20 protein-coding genes and 1 pseudogene are annotated in these 20,466 nt (G+C 26.1%); 18 read left to right on the top strand and 3 right to left on the bottom strand.

Annotated features, from left to right (window positions below; translation table 11 throughout):
- From CLPUN_RS28870 to CLPUN_RS19475, 10 genes and pseudogenes are all read left to right on the top strand, one after another.
- Window positions 1-136, top strand: a pseudogene (locus CLPUN_RS28870) (GH25 family lysozyme); the annotation flags it as partial.
- 128 nt (window positions 137-264) lie between these two features.
- Window positions 265-414, top strand: coding sequence for a hypothetical protein (locus tag CLPUN_RS28200; RefSeq protein ID WP_198944373.1), 150 nt, complete (start codon window positions 265-267; stop codon window positions 412-414).
- A gap of 551 nt (window positions 415-965) precedes the next feature.
- Entirely contained in the window at window positions 966-1,865 is a 900-nt protein-coding gene (locus tag CLPUN_RS19510; protein ID WP_077848905.1) for a DUF6731 family protein, read from the top strand.
- Between the two features lie 15 nt (window positions 1,866-1,880).
- A complete protein-coding gene (locus CLPUN_RS19505; RefSeq protein WP_077848904.1) occupies window positions 1,881-2,390 on the top strand; it encodes a hypothetical protein in 510 nt (169 codons plus the stop codon).
- Between the two features lie 166 nt (window positions 2,391-2,556).
- Window positions 2,557-3,813 (top strand): AAA family ATPase, encoded by a 1,257-nt coding sequence (locus CLPUN_RS19500; protein ID WP_077848903.1) that lies wholly within the window; start codon window positions 2,557-2,559, stop codon window positions 3,811-3,813.
- On the top strand, window positions 3,794-4,636 hold the full coding sequence (locus tag CLPUN_RS19495; protein WP_158078805.1) for a DUF4435 domain-containing protein: 843 nt from the start codon (window positions 3,794-3,796) through the stop codon (window positions 4,634-4,636). The genes CLPUN_RS19500 and CLPUN_RS19495 overlap by 20 nt, the downstream gene beginning before the upstream one ends.
- A gap of 178 nt (window positions 4,637-4,814) precedes the next feature.
- Window positions 4,815-5,207 (top strand): bacteriohemerythrin, encoded by a 393-nt coding sequence (locus tag CLPUN_RS19490; RefSeq protein WP_077848901.1) that lies wholly within the window; start codon window positions 4,815-4,817, stop codon window positions 5,205-5,207.
- Between the two features lie 281 nt (window positions 5,208-5,488).
- Window positions 5,489-5,731 (top strand): DUF370 domain-containing protein, encoded by a 243-nt coding sequence (locus tag CLPUN_RS19485; protein ID WP_077848900.1) that lies wholly within the window; start codon window positions 5,489-5,491, stop codon window positions 5,729-5,731.
- 419 nt (window positions 5,732-6,150) lie between these two features.
- The gene (locus CLPUN_RS19480; RefSeq protein ID WP_077848899.1) at window positions 6,151-6,417 is read left to right on the top strand and encodes a hypothetical protein; all 267 of its coding nucleotides are present in this window, start codon (window positions 6,151-6,153) and stop codon (window positions 6,415-6,417) included.
- Between the two features lie 656 nt (window positions 6,418-7,073).
- A complete protein-coding gene (locus CLPUN_RS19475) occupies window positions 7,074-7,844 on the top strand; it encodes a hypothetical protein (protein ID WP_077848898.1) in 771 nt (256 codons plus the stop codon).
- A gap of 24 nt (window positions 7,845-7,868) precedes the next feature.
- On the opposite strand, the gene CLPUN_RS19470 is transcribed toward CLPUN_RS19475, so the two are convergent.
- On the bottom strand, window positions 7,869-8,204 hold the full coding sequence (locus tag CLPUN_RS19470) for a helix-turn-helix domain-containing protein (protein ID WP_077848897.1): 336 nt from the start codon (window positions 8,202-8,204) through the stop codon (window positions 7,869-7,871).
- A gap of 456 nt (window positions 8,205-8,660) precedes the next feature.
- Between CLPUN_RS19470 and CLPUN_RS27235 the strand changes: the two genes are divergently transcribed.
- The gene (locus CLPUN_RS27235; protein ID WP_143329087.1) at window positions 8,661-8,804 is read left to right on the top strand and encodes an aspartyl-phosphate phosphatase Spo0E family protein; all 144 of its coding nucleotides are present in this window, start codon (window positions 8,661-8,663) and stop codon (window positions 8,802-8,804) included.
- 125 nt (window positions 8,805-8,929) lie between these two features.
- Here CLPUN_RS27235 and CLPUN_RS19460 read toward each other — a convergent pair whose 3' ends face one another.
- Window positions 8,930-9,148, bottom strand: coding sequence for a helix-turn-helix domain-containing protein (locus CLPUN_RS19460; RefSeq protein WP_077848895.1), 219 nt, complete (start codon window positions 9,146-9,148; stop codon window positions 8,930-8,932).
- Between the two features lie 218 nt (window positions 9,149-9,366).
- Between CLPUN_RS19460 and CLPUN_RS19455 the strand changes: the two genes are divergently transcribed.
- From CLPUN_RS19455 to CLPUN_RS19440, 4 genes are all read left to right on the top strand, one after another.
- Entirely contained in the window at window positions 9,367-9,669 is a 303-nt protein-coding gene (locus CLPUN_RS19455) for a hypothetical protein (protein ID WP_077848894.1), read from the top strand.
- Between the two features lie 678 nt (window positions 9,670-10,347).
- Window positions 10,348-10,746, top strand: coding sequence for a hypothetical protein (locus tag CLPUN_RS19450; RefSeq protein ID WP_077848893.1), 399 nt, complete (start codon window positions 10,348-10,350; stop codon window positions 10,744-10,746).
- Window positions 10,747-11,696: 950 nt separating this feature from the next.
- Window positions 11,697-13,994 carry a YhgE/Pip domain-containing protein gene (locus CLPUN_RS19445; RefSeq protein WP_077848892.1) on the top strand — a complete coding sequence of 766 codons (2,298 nt, stop codon included), beginning with the start codon at window positions 11,697-11,699 and terminating at the stop codon, window positions 13,992-13,994.
- A gap of 27 nt (window positions 13,995-14,021) precedes the next feature.
- Window positions 14,022-16,319, top strand: coding sequence for a YhgE/Pip domain-containing protein (locus tag CLPUN_RS19440; RefSeq protein ID WP_077848891.1), 2,298 nt, complete (start codon window positions 14,022-14,024; stop codon window positions 16,317-16,319).
- Window positions 16,320-16,413: 94 nt separating this feature from the next.
- Here the strand turns inward: CLPUN_RS19440 and CLPUN_RS19435 are convergent, their stop codons facing one another.
- The gene (locus tag CLPUN_RS19435; RefSeq protein WP_077848890.1) at window positions 16,414-17,199 is read right to left on the bottom strand and encodes a Cof-type HAD-IIB family hydrolase; all 786 of its coding nucleotides are present in this window, start codon (window positions 17,197-17,199) and stop codon (window positions 16,414-16,416) included.
- 355 nt (window positions 17,200-17,554) lie between these two features.
- Here CLPUN_RS19435 and CLPUN_RS19430 point away from each other — a divergent pair, with 355 nt between their 5' ends.
- From CLPUN_RS19430 to CLPUN_RS19420, 3 genes are all read left to right on the top strand, one after another.
- A complete protein-coding gene (locus CLPUN_RS19430) occupies window positions 17,555-19,090 on the top strand; it encodes a BglG family transcription antiterminator (RefSeq protein WP_242954196.1) in 1,536 nt (511 codons plus the stop codon).
- 306 nt (window positions 19,091-19,396) lie between these two features.
- The gene (locus CLPUN_RS19425) at window positions 19,397-19,834 is read left to right on the top strand and encodes a Lin0368 family putative glycerol transporter subunit (protein ID WP_077848889.1); all 438 of its coding nucleotides are present in this window, start codon (window positions 19,397-19,399) and stop codon (window positions 19,832-19,834) included.
- Complete coding sequence (locus CLPUN_RS19420) at window positions 19,816-20,157, top strand: Lin0368 family putative glycerol transporter subunit (protein ID WP_077848888.1); 342 nt, start codon at window positions 19,816-19,818, stop codon at window positions 20,155-20,157. The genes CLPUN_RS19425 and CLPUN_RS19420 overlap by 19 nt, the downstream gene beginning before the upstream one ends.
- Window positions 20,158-20,466: the final 309 nt, after the last annotated feature.

The raw sequence follows: 20,466 nt of genomic DNA, 5'->3' as shown, positions 1-20,466 counted from the left end.
TGGAGCAATGCAAACTGGTTGGATAAAAGATGGTGGGAAAGACTACATGCTATATTCTACTGGACAAATGGTATCTAATATAGATTATGTAGGCTATAGATTTGATAGTGATGGTGTTGCAACTAAATTAAGTTAAGTCTTAGGGTATGGAGCAATCCTGTACTCTTATTTTGCATAAATAAATCTTATCATATTAGGTTAAAATATCTATAAATCATACGATAATAAATTTAAACTTTATATTTTAATTTAAGGGGTGGGCTTATGAGTAATGTAACTAAAGATACAATAATGGAAACAATGAAAGGACTTCCGGAGGAGCAACAAGAAATTATATTACATTTAACAGAAATATTTGAAGGTGAAGAAGAGACAATTAATGAGTATATAAAGAACGAGTTAGTTGATAGATAGTGTAATTATTGATATAATTCATTTGGCTAAATTGCACATTGGCCATTAATTTTAGAGGGTATGGGAGTAATCCTATACCTTTTATTTTTTGTCTAAAAACTATAACTTAATTCTATGAAAACTATAGGAAATATATAAAAAAAATACAATTAGGTATGTTATTATGTAAATAGATATATGAAAGCTTTTTTCTCTCAGAATTACAATGTATAGGACATTTTATAAAAATTAAAATCAAACCAATAATATAAAAACAGTAGTAGTAACTTACTGTTTTATTTTTTGTTCCAAAATAAATTTAAAGAATTAATATAAAAGTATTACAAAAGAGTTGTTAATAAGGTATATAAATATATATAATCCATTTACCTCATTTTTTATTTTGTGGAAAACTTGTCCAAAATGTTGTATTATGTAAATATAATAAAATAAAAAAGAACTCATGCGATGACCAATCAATCATGAGTTCTTTGTTGTAATAGAGTCGATTAAGATAGCTCTATTATATCATATTATTGGTCAAATATGAATAAATAATAGGAGGAAAATTATTGAATAAGAAAAAGAATATTAAGTTTGACTATGGGAGAATATATATATATGAATTAGAATCAATAGGTAGTAAGGTAAAGAAAAATCGTCAACCGCTAAAACTTGAAAAAATTTTAATAATTGCTTTAGAGAAAGTAATTAAAGAAAGGACAAGGCCATATTACGGAGAGGATGTAATATTGCAAAAAATAGAAAAGGCAGATGGAGGGGTGTGGAAATTACAATTCATACGACAAAGAAGTGCAGAAGTTCCAGGAATAATTGATAAAAAAAGTGATGAATTTAAAAAATTGGAATTAGATGATTCAGAATATATAGGAGAAGATATAGCAGTATTGTATCATGAAAAAACAAATGTTTTGATGGTTCAAAGAAATAAAAATGCAATAGGAATGAATGGTATAAGAGCGTTTGTTGAGCAAATACTTAATAGCTCAACAAAATCAGTAGAAATTAAACTGGTTCCTTTTACAAATAATTTAGGAGAACTAAAAAAAATAATAATACGAAAAGTTGAAGTCAGTTTTGCCGAAACTAATGATGCATGTGAAAATTCATCATTGGCAGGAGTAATTATTGGAGCAAGAAAAATGAAATCAATGTCTACTAAAGTAGTTTTTTCAGTTGGACATAGCAAAAAGGATAATTCACTTACGCAAGAGGAAGTAATGGAATTTACAAAATTAAAAGAAGAAGATGGATTTAAAAAGGTACATGTAGAATATAGAACATCTAAAGATGAACCTATCGAACAGGTTGAATTTATAAATGGCACATTGGTTGATCAAGCAAAATTTGAATATTCTAAAGAAAATGAAATAAATTATGAAAGAATAATAGATAGGATGATAGATTTATTCAAACAAAGAAAACCATATCTAGAAAAAATATTTATTTAGAATTGAGGTGGTAAGATGGGGAAATATTGTGAAAAGTTTTTCCCTTTGGGATTAAGCATTATTTTTCTTGTTATAATATGTTTTGTAAATATAAATTCAATAGTTAATATGAAAGATATAATTTTGAGTATAATAACTTTTGCTTCAATCCTAATTGGATTTCTTACCACTATGTTATCGATATTAATAACTGCTATAGATAGTAGTATAATGAAATATTTAAAAAGAAACAAAAGAATAAAAGATTTATATTGGTATTTATCTATCCCTATATTGATGGGTTTTATATTAATAATTATTTGTCTTATGTTTATTCCTATTAGCGATGCTAGTAATTATAAAATTTATCCCAATTATTATTTTTTAGGATTTTTTTTGAGTTATTTTGTTTTGCTATGTATTAGGTCAATAGGTATATTATTATTATTATTATTCGAATTTATCGATGAAGGTAATGAAGAAGGCGATAATAAAGAAGATGATTTAGATTTATCAAATGCATTTAAAGAAAACAAGAATCAATAAGCAGGAGAAATTCCCTACTGCTTATTTTAGTTTGAAATTCATTTATATAATATGTTATAATTCCCAAGTAATAGTAAATTTAAAGGTAAGTATTTCAAATTAATATGGTAATTATATACAAAATATAGTATTATAAAATTATATATTTAGATTGGAGTTGAAGTGAATGATTCGTGGAATTAACGTATTAGAACTTTTTGGACGTTTTGATTATAATATAAACTTTGAGAAAGGAGTTACAATTATTACAGGTCCTAATGGGTATGGAAAATCAACAATATTGAAAATTATAGAAGCCTTAAGTAAAAAAAGATTGTCATATTTGATACATTTAGATTTCAGGAAAATAGAACTAATTCTAAATGAAGAAGAAAGTAAAATTCAAATAGAGAAACTAGAAAATAAATTGAGTATAAATAACAGCTTATTTTCATATATTGAAATTTTAAATTATAATAAGAATAGAGATAGAAGAAGGGTTCATGTATATGATGATGTAGAAGATAGATATAAGTACATTAGAGAGGAGTATTACTATGAGGTAAAAAATTCTCGATATATTGGAGAAGCAAATATAGATAACGATAGAATTATTGAATTAGAAAAACAAATTCAATATATAAAAGATAATATAGGTGATATACATTTTATTAAAGAGCAAAGGTTAATGAAAAAAATAAATAAATTAAGAGAAAGAAACGACGAATTTATAGATACTATTGAGGAACTACCTAAGAAATTTATAGGGCTAATAAATAATATTTCTAGTCAATATTCTTCTGTATCTAATGGATTAGACAGTACTTATCCATATAGATTATTTGAGATGGATAATGGAATAAAAGATGAGGAAGAATTCAATAAAAACATGATGGAAATGAACGATAAGTTTGATAAACTAAATAAATATGATATATCAGAAATAAAAAGCACAAACAGCTTAAAGTTTAAGAAAGAACACGCGAAAGCATTAAAAATATATTTTGAAGATTTCAATAAAAAGTACAAAGTATATGAAGATTTTGTTAAAAGACTAGATTTGTTTACTGATATTATTAATAGTAGATTGTCATTCAAAAAAATAAAAATATCAAGAGAAGACGGAATCAAAATAGTTGATTTGGAAAATGAGGAAAAGAAAATTTCATTAACTCAATTATCGTCTGGAGAAAAACAAGAAATAGTATTATTTTATGAATTACTATTTGAAACAGGAGATGAATTATTAATTCTAATAGATGAACCAGAAATATCACTTCATATTGTATGGCAACGGATGTTTATGAATGATTTATTAAAAATAGTAGAATATAAAAATATAAATGTTATCGTTGCTACACATTCATCGGCAATAATTAACAATCATTGGGATATACAAAGAGATTTAGGGGAGATATATGAAAATGAATTCAATAAGAGATAACTTAAGTAAAGGCGAAATAATTTCAGAAATAAGGTTATCTTTGACTCATGAAATTATGAGAAATTATATATTTATAGTAGTTGAAGGAAAAGATGATATAAAATTCTGGAAAAAATTTATATCTGATAATGTTATTTTATTTGAATCATTTTCAGGAAAAGAAGGTATCAAAGAAATTGTAATAGATTTTTTTAAAAATAATAAGAGGATATTAGGGATTCGTGATAAAGATTATGACAATTCTGCAGAGGAAGGGAATATATTGTGCTATGATTCGTGTTGTCTAGAAATTATGCTTGCAGATAATGACAACACGTTTAAGAAAATATTTGATGAATATTATTTTGGACCTTTAAATGCACTAGAATTTAAAGAACTATTATTAAGACAATTAAAATTTATAAGTTTAGTAAGAAAATATAGTACTGAAGATTGCATGAACTTAAAGTTAAATGGAATTTCAATTAATAATGCTTTTAATCTAAGCAAGAAAGAAATTGATAATAATATGATTATAGAACAAATAAATAGGCATAATGCAAATTACTTTACATTAAATGAGGACAAGCTGGAAAAGATTAAAAGCAAGCATTGTAAAGAGGTTTCTTGCAAAAAATTATTAGAAATAACACAAGGACATGATTTTCTAATAACTTTTGCAATTTATAGTAATATATATTTTAGTAAGCATATCAAGGACAGTGACATATCGGCAAGTCTTAGATGTTCGTACCAAGAAAATAGTCTTATTGAGACTAATATATATTCTAAGATTAAAAAATATGAAAACGAAAATAATTTAGAAAAAATATTGATTTGTTAAGCTGATATACATATTAATTATAAATACATAATTATAAAAATAAAGACAAGCAGTAGCCAGGAGAAATCCCCTACTGCTTTGTTTTTGGTTTTAATTTATATAAATTAAATAGATGATTACAATGATGTTAACATCATGCTATAATATTGGTAATTTTATTATTATATGAGGTGGTTTTATGATAAATTGGAAAGAAGATTATGAACTTGGAGTAGAACATATTGATGAACAACATGAAAAATTATTTGAGATAGCAGATCGTGCTTATAAACTATTAACGAATGAATTTGTAACTGACAAGTATGATAAAATCATTGAAATACTTGAAGAACTAAAAGAATATACAATATTTCATTTTAAATCAGAAGAAGATTATATGCTGAGTATAGGATATAAAAAATTTCTTTCACATAAAGTAGAACATGAAAACTTTGTTAATACAATTAATGGAATTGATTTAAGCAAAATAGATTCAAATCAAGATGTAGCTGTAAAAAATATATTAGAATTTGTAGTAAATTGGATAGATGCTCATATTCTAAATGAAGACAAACTTATAGTAGCGAATTAATATCAAGATAAAAGCAGTAACCCCTACTGCTTATTTCAGTTCAAAATTCATTCGCATAATATGCCATAATTGATGGACAATGGTAATTAAATATATTATTCGAAAACGGAATAGTGTGATAGTGCGACATGTTGCTAATTCAAAAGATTAGCTCAAAGCCTTACCTATTCTATTTTAGAAAATGTGTAATAATTAATACTTGGATATTTTTGAATAAATATGTAATATATGTTATGCTAAAAGTAATCAGTATATCATTTTTACTATTTAGGAGAGAATTTATGAGTATCAAATTAATAAACATAGGTTTTGGAAATATTGTTTCTGCAAATAGAGTATTAGCATTAATAAGCCCGGAATCAGCTCCAGCGAAAAGAGTAGTTAAGGAAGCAAGAGACAGAGGGCTACTTATAGACGTGACTCATGGTAGAAAAACAAGAGCAGTTATAATTAGCGATAGTGACCATGTAGTTTTATCATCTGTTCCGGTAGAAACTATAGAGTGTAAATTACAGGAAATGTAAATGATTAAAACATCAAGAATAGATTTGCGGTATTTTTTATTTAAATTATCACACAATTCGTATTATATGTAGCATATGCTATAGATAAAGAAAAGCTTCTAGATTAACGGAGACTACTAAACCAAAAAGATGCAGTCATTAATTTGGCTGCATTTTTTATCCAAAATAAAAAGGCAGAGCCTAAGCTCCACCAGTCCATTTTGCAATTTAATTTTAACATATATAAATTCATAAAGAAAGAGATAGTATTTGGGTGATTGGAGTAAAAATACTATCTCTTTGCTAAAAACATAAAGGAGCACTTTAAGTGCCAATAGTATTATTGACAAAAGTTTCTAATAATATACAATTGCCTTATAGTACATAGTATTAGGTGAATTGTGGAAAAATAAACTATAATATTATAAAGGAGATAAAATATGATAGTTAAAATAAAAAATATAATGAAATTTCGTAAATTATCTTTAATATGTTTATTTTTATCAGTTCCATCAAGTTTTATCGGAGGAGTTCTATCAATTGAAGTTTTAACCTTTGTGGGAATAGAGCTATTAATAGTATTTATAGTTATTTCATTTTTATTTTGGAAATGTCCACATTGTAATGAAAGATTACCTATAAGATTTAACAGTAAAGAAGATATTGATGATAATTATATTTGTCCGTATTGTAATGGGAAGTTTTAATATTAGTTTTATCAGTATATGACTACAATTATGTTATTAATTTATAGAGATAATATACTTACATAAAAAATGAGATAAAAAAAGAGCGGCAGATGGAGAAGTAATTTAACTGCCGCTTTAGTACATTTAGAGTATAAATATAAAAGATTGATAAATGATATTATATTAAATAGGATACCTAATTATGAACATAAAAAGTGTTACACAGTATTGTATTCATTCTTAAATTCGTAAGCCAAAAAAGAATCTCTATACTATATATTATATAAATCTATTGGAAAAGTGCTACTTTTAATAAAATAGTTATTGAATATTTTGAATAGCAATATCATATATATTATATGTAGGGATATGGTATGGATAAAGAAAAGCTTCTGATTAACACGGACTACTAAACCAAAAAGATGCAGTCATTAATTTGGCTGTATTTTTTTGTCCAAATGAAAAAGGCAGAGCCGAAGCTCCACCAGTCCATTTTGCAATATAATTTTAACATATATAAATTCATAAAGAAAGAGATAGTATTTGGGTGATTTGATTAAAAATACTATCTCTTTGCTTAAATATAAAGGAATGTTACGAACACAATAGTATTATTGACAAAAGTTTCTAATAATATACAATTGTCTTATAGAGAGTTAAGGGGGAGAATATGAATGTATGTTTCTATGATGGCACTATTTGTTATAGTTATTATTTTTTTATGTGTAGGAATTATAGAACCCAGCAACGTAATTTGGTGGGGAGAATACGAAAAGAAGACAAGAAAAAGGGTATTGGGATATTATGGTGTAGCATCTCTTGCATTGTTGTTAATATTAGTTTTTACTCATGATATGTCTATTAATTCTGCAAAAGAAGAAGTGCAAGCTAGAAAAGTTGTTGAAGAACAAAAACAAGCTTCAAATATTGGTTATAAACCAACAACTGAAGAAAAGAAAGTATTAGATAAACATTATGAAGATTTTACTAGTGATGAATTTGATATGTTTGAAAAATTAGAAGATACATACGATTCATTTAATGATGAAGGGAAAACAGCTATAAAAAGCGATATTGAAAGAATAAGAAATGAAAGAACAAAATTTATTGAAGAAAACAAAAAACAAATTGAAGAAAATAACAAAACATATGCAGATTTTATGAAGGAAATAGAAAGTAGTTATCAAAGTATGAAAGTTAAAGATATAAGTGGAAAAGATAAAACAAAGCAAATGAATATTAATATGACATTATTAAATAATTTAGATGATACATATTATGAATGTGCAAAATTAACATTAGATAATGAAACTAGAATGAAAGAAATTGGCATAAATAAAATAATTATTTTCGTAAATGACAAAAATGGAGAAAATCAAGGGATATTATCTTTTGAACTGCAAAGCGGGAAATATAAATCAAAATTAAATACATTTTCAAGATAAAAGCTAGGATATAAATTCCTAGCTCTATTTTTTATAGTGTTCATCCACTATATTTAATACAAAGTTGCTTATAGAAGTATCTTGAAGTTTAGCATCTCGGACAAGTTTATTGTAAGTTCTTTTTTTGAAAGTACAAGTTACTAAAGTATCATAATTTTTATCATTGGAACCAAAAAATAAAGTAAGAAGTTGACCAATATCTAAGTCAAGTTCATCAGATAGTTTTAATATTAAATCAAGCGATGGTTTTTGAGAATTAGGATGGTTTTCTAATTTAGATAAATAGCTAAAATCAACTCCAATTTTTTTTGCTAATTCTAGTTGAGTTAATCCCTTTTTCTTCCTTTGTTCTTTTATCATAAGTACCTCGCATAAAATAGTTACTTTATTTAACAAAAAAGCTTGTTAATATCAGTTTAAAGACTCATATTAGACAAGAAATGATAATAATATTTGTCGTTTTTTATAATAATACAAATAAGATTGATTCTAAAATAATCAAACACTAATCCAATATATTATAAGAAATTTTCAAGGCAAATATACATGGTTATTAAATAAAGTTAAAAAAGACTTAATTTTTGTTATAAATAATTTTCTGTATTTTAGTTTTTCTACATGAAATGTGATTGTTTTCAAACATTAGACCTAATAATTATAAAATATCTGATTTATTAGCTTTTTTTGTCTAAAAAACGAATGCCAAATTTGTCGAAACTTTCCTCGCATTCAAGTTCTTTAGGTGTTAAAATTATTTTGTACAGAAAAATAGATTATGTTGGTGCATCAACCTTCTTTAATTTAAGGAGGCAACATATGGAAGAAAATAAAATAGAAATACTTAGGGATAAATTACATGAAGCAATTGAAAACTATGGAAGAGATTCTCCAGAAGCTTTAAAGATAAGTCGAGAATTGGATAAATATATAGTAAAGGATATGAAAGAGAGGAAAAAATAATATTAAGATTCCCGAAATTAATTAAGAATGTACTTTATAAACTATGGGGTGACAAAAGAAGTATTAGAGGATTAATATTAGAAAATCAAACAAAAAAGACCTGAAATCAAATCATTTCGGTCTCATTATTTGGGATAAGGCTTTCTAATGTTAGTTCTACCGAGTAGAAAATCTGTGTTTACATCATAAAAATCTGCCAATAACACCAAAACAGAGATTGGTGGTTCATGAAATCCAGATTCATAATGAGAATAAGCAGAACGTGTAATTTTAAGTTTCTTGGAAAGTTCTTCTTGGGTTAGCATTTGTTCTTTCCGAAGAAATGTAAGTCTTGTAGATAACATTATTAATCACCTCAAGACAATTTTAGCAATGGATCTATAAATTGTATTGATTTGCTACTAAAGATAGCAAAATTACAAAATATGAAATAAAATGACTTGGAACATGAGAACGGATGTTTGCATTTTATCAGTAATCATGATAAAATAATTACAATAATTAAACAATAAAGGAAATACAAAAGACTATAAAATTAGAAACGAGAGGGAGAGTGTGTGTTATGGGAATAAAAACTTATGAAAATAATGAAGAGTATACCATGAAAGAAAAAATATTGAATATTAATGCAAAGAAAAAGGAAGATAAAGATGTTTTACAAATAACTCAAAGAACAATAAAAAATAATATTAAAAGATATATAAATGGTAACAATCTGAATATTATTATTTTATCAAAAAGTACAGATATAAATATATTAAAATTAATATTTATGATATATTTTCCATTTTCAAAAATCAAGTTATCCAAAGCTATTATAATCTGTAATGTATTGAATTTAAAGCCTTCAGATGTTATTTGTTGACATCCAATTTGACATACAAAGAATAAATCTATATTGTATATGATACTATTCGGTAATGAATAAGGGGTATATCAAAATTGATATACCCCTTAATAAAAGAAAAATCGAGATTGCAAAAATACTTAGTTACCATAATGCAATGGTAACGGGTTCAAGTCCCGTCACCTGCACCAAAAACCGAATAGAACTTCGTTGATTTCTCTATTTTGGGGACTTAACGCAAGAATTATATATAATACACGTTTAGTTATGAAAAAATAGCTAAACGTGTGTTATTTTTTATAACTAAACGTGTGCTAGGAAATTCTAAAGTAATGAAAAGACTGAAATGACCAATAAATCTACGATGAATATATAACAATTAATACTTATTTTAGAGGTTTAAAACGATACTATTACGAAAGTGAGATGGATTATGTATATTTACAATATATATAATATACATTTGTTTATATTTATAGAATGTATTTACACATTTGTGTATAATTAATTATATGAAGGGTGATGAAAATGTGAAGAAGAACTTGCTTGAAATAAGAGAATGGTTGACCTTAACGAAGGAATTATTAAAAGTGAAATTATAGATATAATAAACAAATTATCCGAGAAATAAAAAAATGGTATATATAACCAAATTAGAAGAAAGAGAAGAAATTTAATTATGTAGGGTGTGAGAGGATGGATGAAAAATATATTATATATGCTACAAATATGGATGAAATAGGAGACAAAATTATTTCTTCATCAAAAGAATGTTTTTATTATAATAAAGAAATGATTTCAAATCCTAAAGTTTGTATTGAACTGGGATATAAAGGTGTGGAAAAATACCGAGAGTGTTTAAGCCTACTAAAAAGCATTGAAGTTCCTGATTTAGTTAAAAATAAACATGATAAAATAATAAGAGAGTGGAAGGAATTTATTCATGCTACAGAATCTGAATATATTACAATAGATGAGGAAGCAGATAATAATTTTATATTGAAAGTGGTAAAAGAGACCGTTTCTTTACAATGGAAGGTTAGTGCTAATACTTCTAAGTTATGTGAACAGATTTGTGATGAACTGGTAAAGTAATATTTTAATGTCAAAAGACCATATACTCTTATACCAATTAGATTTTGGTTCTCTCATTTTCATTGCACCTTCTATTTTTAAAGTTTGGTGCCACCTCTTTTCGTTAAGTTAATATTTTTTATAGATTGTGTATCTCAATTTAATGGTAATTATAATCATTATTACAAATTATATAAATCTTCAAATATTAGATTAAGAAGCTCTATAGGTAAAATGGTACTCCCTATGTGCTGAATATAAAATTAATTGGATTTTACATTTACAAAATGAGGATTTTATTATAGGATACCGTAAATGGTATGGATTATTATAACATAGTCTGAGTGTTTATTGTGTTGTGTTGCAATGTATGAAAATAGTATTTTTAAACCTTCCCAGATTTATGATAGGTTTTTTTGATTTATAGAGAATTATAGAATTTTTAAAACCTAAAGGGATAATTAAATTTAGATTTAGAAAGTAAGTGTATAAAAACAGAATGAGAAAAATTAGAATTATGGCAGCTTTTAATCAAGAAATATATAACACAAATATTGAAAAACACAGCATATATTCATATTTTTAACGTTTAGGATTAGAGAGGCTATCAAATATTTTGTCTAATTAAAATAGATGAATTTTCTGATAGTCCTTTAGTATGTAGAGTTATTAAAAATTTCAAATTTATGGATAAAAATTAAAACACAAACATATTAATATAAAATTTATATGAATATTAATATAAAAATGACTCATAGTCATTTTTATGTGATATAATCTATAAATAAAGTGAAACTTTTCAGATGGAGTTTTAGACTCTACCTGAATTATACCCTAAAGATACACAATGTACTCTTAAGGGTGGCCTGGTCTAAGGCTGTGCTGTTATTAATTTCTATCTATCTAAAGGATAAAAGTGTTAGAACAGCTAGACATCAGATAAATAATTTTCTAATAGAGGTAGTAGATAAATGAAGAATGTAATAAAGATTTTTACCAGAGATATAAAAAATATATTCACTAATTGGGCTGCAACAATTGTCGTACTAGCATTAATAGTAATACCGTCTTTATATTCTTTGATAAATATATATGCATCATGGGATCCATATTCAAATACTAGTGGGATAAAGATAGCAATTATTAATGAAGATAAAGGAACTGTATATAAAGAAAAAGATATAAATTTGGGAAATGAACTAGTTGAAAAATTGCAGGATAATGAAAAATTAGGATGGGTCTTTTTAGATGATAAAGAAACTGCAAGACAAGATTTATTATTGGAAAAATATTATGCAACAATTGAAATTCCAGAAGATTTTTCAGAAAATGTTACAACAATAACAAAAAAGGAAATTGTAAAACCTAAATTAATATATACAGTAAATGAAAAAATAAATGCAATAGCACCTAAAATGACAGATGCAGGGGTAAAAACACTTCGAAGTCAATTAGATGATAATATAATAAAAACTGTTTCAGGAATATTGTTTAGAGCAAGTGATGAAATCGGGATAGATATACAAAATAATAGACCAGAGCTTAGAAATATATTTGATTCAGTTTATGAATTGGATGATAATATGCCAGAACTTGAAGTATTATTAGATGAGGCTATTAATGGAACAATAAGTATTTCAGAATTATTGGAAAAGGGAAATGAAATTATACCAATAGCATCAGATACTATTGATTCAACAACAGAATTTTTAAATAAAACTCAAAGTTACATAGATGAAACTCAGGGTGATTTAGACTACGATACACCAAAAATAAAAGAAGATTTGACTAATGCTGAAAATCTACTTGATACTTCTAGTGTAGTACTTCAAAATCTTGACGAAAAGATTTTACCAGAAGTAGCTAAAAAGACATTATTACAGATATCAGATTCTGCTAAAGCTACAAAGACAAGTATTGAGGATGCTAAATCTAAGTTGGAAAGAATAAAGAAAGCTATGAAGGCAGCTAGTGAGGTAGAAATTCCAAACCCATCAATTGATGAATCACTTCAAAGTTCAGAGCAAATAGCGAAAGTACAAAAAAGTATTGATAAGCAGGTTAAATCATTAAAAAATGCTCAAAATGCTTTAAAAGAAGAAAGTAAAGAAATTTCCAAAGTAATAGATAGATTAGATACTATTAATGAAAGACTTGATGTGTTGATTAACAGGACTGATGAAAAAATTGCTAAATTAGATAATGGAGAAAGACTACATACTCAAAATCTTACAGATACAAGAAAAGTTTTAGATGATGCTCATACTTTAGTTTCTGATATTTTAGATCATTATGATTCAGAAATTATTCCAACTATTAATAATAGTTTAGATTCAGCTAGAGAAATTTCAGATGGAGGATTGAATTTAGGAGCTCAAGCGAAAGATATTTTACCAGATGTCCAACAGTTATTAAATACTTTTGCCAATACAGCAAGTTTATCTAATGATGAGTTAAATAAATTGAAGGAAAAGTTTCCTGAGATTAAAAATAATGTTCATGAATTAGCTCAAAGGCTTAAAAAGATTGATAATAAAGAAGATATTGATGAATTATTAGATATGATAACCAATGATTGGGAAGTACAAAGTGATTTTTTTGCCAGTCCAGTTGAAATTCAAGATAATAGATTATTTTCATGGCCTAATTATGGTTCAACAGTTACACCATTTTATACAGTTCTTTGTCTTTGGATTGGAGGATATATGCTTTCAATTATACTTGGAACAGAAGCACATTCTTTTGAAGATGAAAAAAAATTAAATCATAATGAGATATACTTTGGAAAAATGTTATTGTTTTTGGTTATAGGATTAGGACAAGCGATAGTAGCTAGTACGGGGGCGTTATTTATATTTCACGCCTATGCTGTTCATCCTACAATGTTTGTGTTGTATTCTATATTTGTAAGTATAGTATTTACAGTCATTATTTATACAGCTGTTAGTGTTTTAGGACATGGAGGAATAGTAATGGGAGTTATTTTACTGGTAATACAGGTAGCAGGAACTAGTGGTAACTTTCCTATAGAAGTTAATCCGTCAATTTTTCAAAAGTTGTTTCCATTGCTTCCCTTTACTTATGCTATAAGCGGAGTAAGGCAAGTAATGGCAGGAATAGTTTATTCAATATTAATTAAGGATAGTATTGTTTTATGCATATTTATGATAATATCCATTGTTATAGGAATATTATTTAAAAAAACTACAAGCAAAAAGAGAAGAAAATATATTGAAAAATTAAAAGAAAGTTCAATTATGAACGGTTAATATAATATATATTAGAGGGATTAAATTATGAAGAATGCATTTGGAATTTATAAAAGAGATATTACTAAAATATGTACTAATTGGGTAGCTCTAGTTATGGTAATTGTAATTATAGTTATTCCATCACTATATTCCTTAATAAATATAGATGCCTCATGGGATCCATATTCAAATACTAAAGGAATAAAAATTGCTGTTATAAATAAAGATAAAGGAACAGTTTTTAAAGAACAAGATATAAATATAGGAAATGAGTTAGTTGATAAACTTAAAGAGAATGATAAATTAGGCTGGGTATTCTTAGATGATAAAGAAGCAGCCAAGAAAGATTTGTTATTAGAAAAATATTATGCAACAATTGAGATCCCAGAGAACTTTTCAGAAAATGTTACAACATTTGTTTCTAAAAATGTTGTAAAACCAACATTAATTTATACAGTAAATGAAAAGAAAAATGCAATAGCTCCTAAAATGACAGATTCAGGAATAAAAAGTTTAAAAAGTCAGCTAGATGAAAGCATAACTAAAACTATTTCAGGAGTGTTATTTAGAGTTTTTAATGAAAAAGGCGTAGATATACAAAATAATAGAGAGAAAATAAGAAAAATAGTTGATAATATTTATGAATTAGATGACAATATGTCAGAACTAGAAAACTTGCTAGATACTGCCATTTCTGGAACAGAAGATGTTTCAAAAGTATTAGATAAAACTAATGACATGATTCCTACAATATCAGATACTCTTAATTCAACTAATGATTTTTTAGATGATAGCCAAGCAGCATTAGATAAAACAGAAGGGGACTTATCTGATATATCACCAATAATAAAAAAAGACTTGGTTTTATCGGAGCAGATTCTTGATAATTCTAGTACAGAGCTTAAAAATCTTGATGAAAATATATTACCTGAAATGGCAGAAAAGACACTAAAAACAGCATCTGATTCTGCTAAGGCAACTCAAGAAACAGTTAATAACCTTAAGTCTAAACTTAAAAGTATAAAAAAATTTATAAATAATGTTAGCAACATGGATATTGAATTACCTTTAGGCAATCAAGAGCTTGAATCATTGGAATCTGTGAAGGCGATGAGAGAGCAGCTTGAAAAGCAACAAGAATCTTTAGAGAGTATGCAAGGAAATTTAAAAGATATAAGCAAAATAATATCTAGTACTATAGATAAATTGGATACTATTGATGAAAAGCTTGATATATTGATCAATAGAGTTGATGATCAAATTGACAAATTAGATAATGGTGAAGGATTAGATACGGAAACCTTAAAAGATACTATAAAAGTAGTGGATCAAGTTCATGCTTCAATTGCCGATATTCTAAATAGTTACGATTCAGAAATTGTATCTTCTGTTGAAAGTGGTTTTGATTCTATTAGAGCTATCTTAGATAATGGATTAACTTTAGTAAAAGAAGGACAAGATACATTACCTAAAATAGAAGATTTATTAAGTGTTTCGAAAGATGCAACTAGTTTATCGAGTGAAGAATTAAACAATTTAAAGGATAAGGTTCCAGAGGCTAAAGATAAAATTCATGAATTAGCAGATAAACTTAGAGAGATGGATGATGAAGATAGAATTGATGAATTATTGGACATGATGACAAATAGCTGGGAAAATCAAAGTGACTTTATTTATAGTCCAGTTGAAATTGAAGATAATAGGTTATTTTCATGGCCTAATTATGGCTCAGCAGCTACACCTTTTTATACAGTACTTTGCTTATGGGTTGGTGGGTTATTAGCTTCAGCTTTATTATCACAAGAAGCACCAGAATTTGAAGATGGAACGTACATTAGACCCTATGAAATGTATTTAGGAAAATTATTGTTGTTTATTTCCATAGGTATATGTCAAGCAATAGTAGCAAGTTTAGGAGCTCTATTTATATTAAAAAGTTATTCACTTCATCCAATAATGTATGTTTTTTACAGTATATTTGTTAGTATTGTATTTGTTACGGTGATTTACACAGCAGCTAGTATACTGCATGATGTTGGAAAAGCAATTATTATAGTTTTATTAGTACTTCAAATGGCTGGCTCAAGTGGAAATTTTCCAATTGAGGTTGCACCAATATTATTTCAAAAAATATATCCATTCCTACCATTTACATATGCAATAAACGGTATGAGGCAAGTAATGGCAGGGATAGTATATTCAATACTATTTAGAGATATGGCAATATTAGGAGTGTATATGGTGATTTCATTAATATCAGGTATATTGTTAAAAGGAGTATTAAGCAAACTGATAGTAATGTTTGTAAGCAAATTAAGCATGAGTGGTATATTAAGACATTAAAATATTTAAGAAATAGAATAAGTATTTTATAAAAAAAGAAAAATAAAATACCCCTACAATCATACCAATTAATATGATTGTAGGGATTACTTTTTTAAAGAGCATATTCAAGTATAGCTCTTAAAACACCATGTTCTTTGTTACTTGCAGCTATGTATTTTCCATATTGCTTCATATCTTCTGGAGCATTTTCCATTACAAAGCTATATTCAGCTTGCTCAAGCATTTCTATATCATTATAATAATCTCCAAAAACCATAGTTTCTTCTTTTGAAACATTGTAAGTATTCATCAGGCTTTGAAGTGCAGTTCCTTTATTAGCATTTTTATTTGAAATATCTATCCATATTTCGCCAGAACCAACTACGTTTAATTTATCTTTAAATTTAGGTTTAAAGAAAGTATTTAAATTTTCATGAGAATTTTCTAAGTTACAAATAGTGATTTTATATATAGGATTAGTAACTTTAGTTAAATCATCAACAATTTCTAAACTAGTATAATATTTTTTTATTTCACTTAAATGTTCTTCAGAACAATTTTCAACGTAAGCACAATTTGCTGAACATAAAATTATTACATTGTTATCTATTTGTTTTGAAGTATCAAGTACTTCAGCAACAATATTATTATCAATTACACTTTCATAGGTTACTTTACTATTATCTACAACTAAAGCTCCATTTTCGCATATAAATGATAGATATTTTCCTATAGGACCAAAGTTAGTTTGTAATGTGTAATAAGGTCTTCCACTAGCAGCAACTAATTTTATATCATTTGCTCTTAAGCGATCTAAAATGTCAGTAAATCCGTCTGGTAAATGTCCATTTTCATCTAATAGTGTTCCATCCATATCTGTTACAATTAATTTAATCATATATTGTTTGCACTATTCAAAATAAGATATCAGTATGTTTTAAATAATATAAATTATAATATCTTGAATGAATAGCAATGCCTCCTTTTCATCTTTTATGTAATTACAAGTATATATTATTATAACCTATTTTAAGAGTATCAATCAACTTATGTGCATAGTATAAAAGCTATTAAGAAATAATTTTGATATATTTAATAATACTTCATAATTAAATATTTAGCTGATTAAATCTAATGTCATAGTATGTGTGTCTAACAATAAATACTTTGTTAAGTATTTCTAATAAATTTTCTCATTTATGAATTATGCAAAATGAAGTATAATTAAAGAAGTAAAGAAGAAAAAATATAATATGTTTCAATCAAATAAAATTGCGTTGAAAAGGTGTGAGCCTAAGGTGATTAGAAGATATAGAGAGATATTAAATATAATTTTAAATACAGATGGCTATGTCACAGGAAATGAATTGTCTAAGTTATGTAATGTTAGTATCCGTACTATAAGGATAGATATTAAAAAGATTAATGAGTTATTAGAAGAATATGATATAAAAGTTGATTCAAGTGTAAAAAGGGGGTATTATTTAACAAACATTGGTAAAGAACTTTTGAAAGAAAACGATATTATAAGATCTGTTTGGGATCGTGAATATATAGCTCAAGTACCTAATACTCCAATTGAAAGACAAATGTATATTATTTTGAAATTAACAATGAAAGAATATATATCTGTAAACGAACTTATTGATAAACTTTATATATCAGCTTCAACGATAAATAACGATATTAGTTCCATAAAAAAATGGCTAAAAGAAAACTTAAATGTAACATTGAATTATTCTTTAAATAAGGGAATAAAACTTAATTGTAGCGAAGCAGATAAACGAAATATTATTGGTTGGATTATAGCCAAGAAATCTAATGCAAGTTCAGTAATGAAAAATTGCTATTATTTATTTAATCATCAGGAAATTGTTAAATTTACAGATAAGTTATTTCCAATTATGAATGCTGAAGTAAAGCAATACGGATATATTTTATCAGGTCATAGTTCACAATTCCTATGTAATCAAATATTTATTGCAGTTGAACGATGTGAATTTGGACTTAAATTAGACTATGATGAAATAGATGACGAACTTCTTCCGGTAATTATTGCTATAAAAGAAAAGGTAAGAAAACAACTCGATGTAAAATTACCTAAAAAAGAATGGTTAAATTTACAGCAGTATTTTAAATCTAGACAATTTCTTGATGGAACAGATTTGAAAAATATAGAGACTAAAGAAGCTATAGATATAACAAATAAATTTTTTAAAAATGTATTTAAAAAATTCAATATAAACTTAGCAGTTTATCCTAAAATAAAAGAAAATTTATTGCTATATGTTGCTCCAATGATACATAGACTAAGACTTAAACATTGTATAGTTAATAGTATAGATGAAAATGTAATACAGACTTATCCATCCGAATATAGAATGGCAATGGAAATGTTAAATATAATTAAAAAAGAATTAGATTTAAACATAAGCGTAATTGAACTATCATATATAACTATGCAATTAGTTTCAACAAAAGAGGTATGGAATAAAAAATTAAAAACTATTATAGTATCTGATTTTGACCAAAGTATTATAAGTTTTATAAAAAATAAAATTTTTACATATCTAAGTGAAAAAATCTCATTTTGTGGTTTTTACACTTATCAACAATTTATCTTTGGATTAGTGGAAAATTTAGAAGAAATAGATTTTATAATTACAACTGCAACATTAGCAGGGAGAACGAAAATTCCATTTGCTATAATTAGTCCAACAATGGAACAAAAAGATTTTATTAATTTGTATGAACACTTGAAAGAATTAGAACTAGTTAAAAAAGAATAAAAACTTAAATAATATATTTCAAAGGATTGTGAGATTAATTGTTAAATCCTAATTCTAATTTTTTATAAGAGTATATATTAATGTTTAAATACTATTTTGCACTCTAATAGGTGAATTTGTCTATATTGCTTTAGTAAGTTTAAACATGTATGATATAAGATATAGGACATCATATTAAAATAATATAGTTAATGTAGGTGATAACTTTAATTATATTATTTTAAAGTTTAAATTTGAGTTTGTATTTAATAAATATCAGTTAGTAATATGCTATTTGAGAAAAATATAAATTAAGGGTGAGATTAAATGAAATTTTTAAAAAGCACTGTAGGTTATTTTTTAGCTTCAATTATAATAAATGGATTTTGGGGGATTTTTACGAATAAATTTGGTGTTTTTGGAGGATATATTGCAGCACTTTCTCTCACAGGATCAGCTTGGTATATAAATCATTATTTAGGTTTAATAAAACATGATGAAGATTCTGCATTTATTGATATGGGATTAGGAGTTGCTATATGTTTAGTAACCAAAGGATATATACTTAATGGAATAAATTCAGTAGTAAGTTCAATACCTACTTTTTTATGTGTAGCAATTGGTGCAATATTAGGTGGATATGTATCTGTAGTAATAGAAAAAAGTATAGTAGAAGCAAATACAAAAAAGAAGAATTTTGAAAAAGTAAATTTAGAAATTATAGATAAAAAATTAGGAGGAGGATTATGTCAGGACAAGCTATAATTACAACAATACTTGGAGCTTTTTTATTTCCAATTTTTCTTAGACTTTTTTGGGGCAGACTTGTAAATAAATTTGGAGCAATTGGCGGTTTTTTAGCTGCAATAATTATAGTAGGAACAATTTGGATAATAAATCATGGCATAGATAATCATTTAATACAGCAAAGTGGAGGTGCCTGGATAGATATGGCTTGGGCAGCTGCTATAGGTGTTTTTACAGCTTCAATTGTGGCTGGAGGAAAATTAAAAAAATCATTTGTTAATATTGGTGCTGGTATAGTGGGTGGAATTATAGGTGGGATAGTAATTACTTTTATGTTGTAGTGAATAGGAATATGAATTTCAAAACCAATCTAAAAGAGTTAGGAAATCAGAGAAGATTGCAAGAACATGCGTATTTTTAACAGAAGAAAAAATGATTTTGTTGATGGAAAAATATAGTTATTAATGGTGGAGTCACAAAGAAAATGATTTATATAGAATAAGAAGCATTGCATGATTTTTATGTACTTTGTAACTATAAATATTTTAATATAATGTTTGGAAATTTATCTAAGCTTGTGAAAAAGAGTTTCATTGAATCCGGTTTAAATAGTAAGTGAATTATGGTAATATAAATACGTAAAGAAATTA

It is taken from the genome of Clostridium puniceum (genome assembly GCF_002006345.1).
Lineage (GTDB): Bacteria > Bacillota > Clostridia > Clostridiales > Clostridiaceae > Clostridium > Clostridium puniceum.
This window is presented reverse-complemented; position numbering and strand designations above follow the sequence as displayed.

Coding starts and splice junctions, on each gene's coding strand:
- CLPUN_RS28200 (WP_198944373.1), top strand. CDS start 265: ATGAGTAATGTAACTAAAGATACAATAATGGAAACAATGAAAGGACTT.
- CLPUN_RS19505 (WP_077848904.1), top strand. CDS start 1,881: ATGGGGAAATATTGTGAAAAGTTTTTCCCTTTGGGATTAAGCATTATT.
- CLPUN_RS19500 (WP_077848903.1), top strand. CDS start 2,557: ATGATTCGTGGAATTAACGTATTAGAACTTTTTGGACGTTTTGATTAT.
- CLPUN_RS19495 (WP_158078805.1), top strand. CDS start 3,794: ATGAATTCAATAAGAGATAACTTAAGTAAAGGCGAAATAATTTCAGAA.
- CLPUN_RS19490 (WP_077848901.1), top strand. CDS start 4,815: ATGATAAATTGGAAAGAAGATTATGAACTTGGAGTAGAACATATTGAT.
- CLPUN_RS19485 (WP_077848900.1), top strand. CDS start 5,489: ATGAGTATCAAATTAATAAACATAGGTTTTGGAAATATTGTTTCTGCA.
- CLPUN_RS19480 (WP_077848899.1), top strand. CDS start 6,151: ATGATAGTTAAAATAAAAAATATAATGAAATTTCGTAAATTATCTTTA.
- CLPUN_RS19475 (WP_077848898.1), top strand. CDS start 7,074: ATGTATGTTTCTATGATGGCACTATTTGTTATAGTTATTATTTTTTTA.
- CLPUN_RS19470 (WP_077848897.1), bottom strand. CDS start 8,204: ATGATAAAAGAACAAAGGAAGAAAAAGGGATTAACTCAACTAGAATTA.
- CLPUN_RS27235 (WP_143329087.1), top strand. CDS start 8,661: ATGGAAGAAAATAAAATAGAAATACTTAGGGATAAATTACATGAAGCA.
- CLPUN_RS19460 (WP_077848895.1), bottom strand. CDS start 9,148: ATGTTATCTACAAGACTTACATTTCTTCGGAAAGAACAAATGCTAACC.
- CLPUN_RS19455 (WP_077848894.1), top strand. CDS start 9,367: ATGGGAATAAAAACTTATGAAAATAATGAAGAGTATACCATGAAAGAA.
- CLPUN_RS19450 (WP_077848893.1), top strand. CDS start 10,348: ATGGATGAAAAATATATTATATATGCTACAAATATGGATGAAATAGGA.
- CLPUN_RS19445 (WP_077848892.1), top strand. CDS start 11,697: ATGAAGAATGTAATAAAGATTTTTACCAGAGATATAAAAAATATATTC.
- CLPUN_RS19440 (WP_077848891.1), top strand. CDS start 14,022: ATGAAGAATGCATTTGGAATTTATAAAAGAGATATTACTAAAATATGT.
- CLPUN_RS19435 (WP_077848890.1), bottom strand. CDS start 17,199: ATGATTAAATTAATTGTAACAGATATGGATGGAACACTATTAGATGAA.
- CLPUN_RS19430 (WP_242954196.1), top strand. CDS start 17,555: ATGTTTCAATCAAATAAAATTGCGTTGAAAAGGTGTGAGCCTAAGGTG.
- CLPUN_RS19425 (WP_077848889.1), top strand. CDS start 19,397: ATGAAATTTTTAAAAAGCACTGTAGGTTATTTTTTAGCTTCAATTATA.
- CLPUN_RS19420 (WP_077848888.1), top strand. CDS start 19,816: ATGTCAGGACAAGCTATAATTACAACAATACTTGGAGCTTTTTTATTT.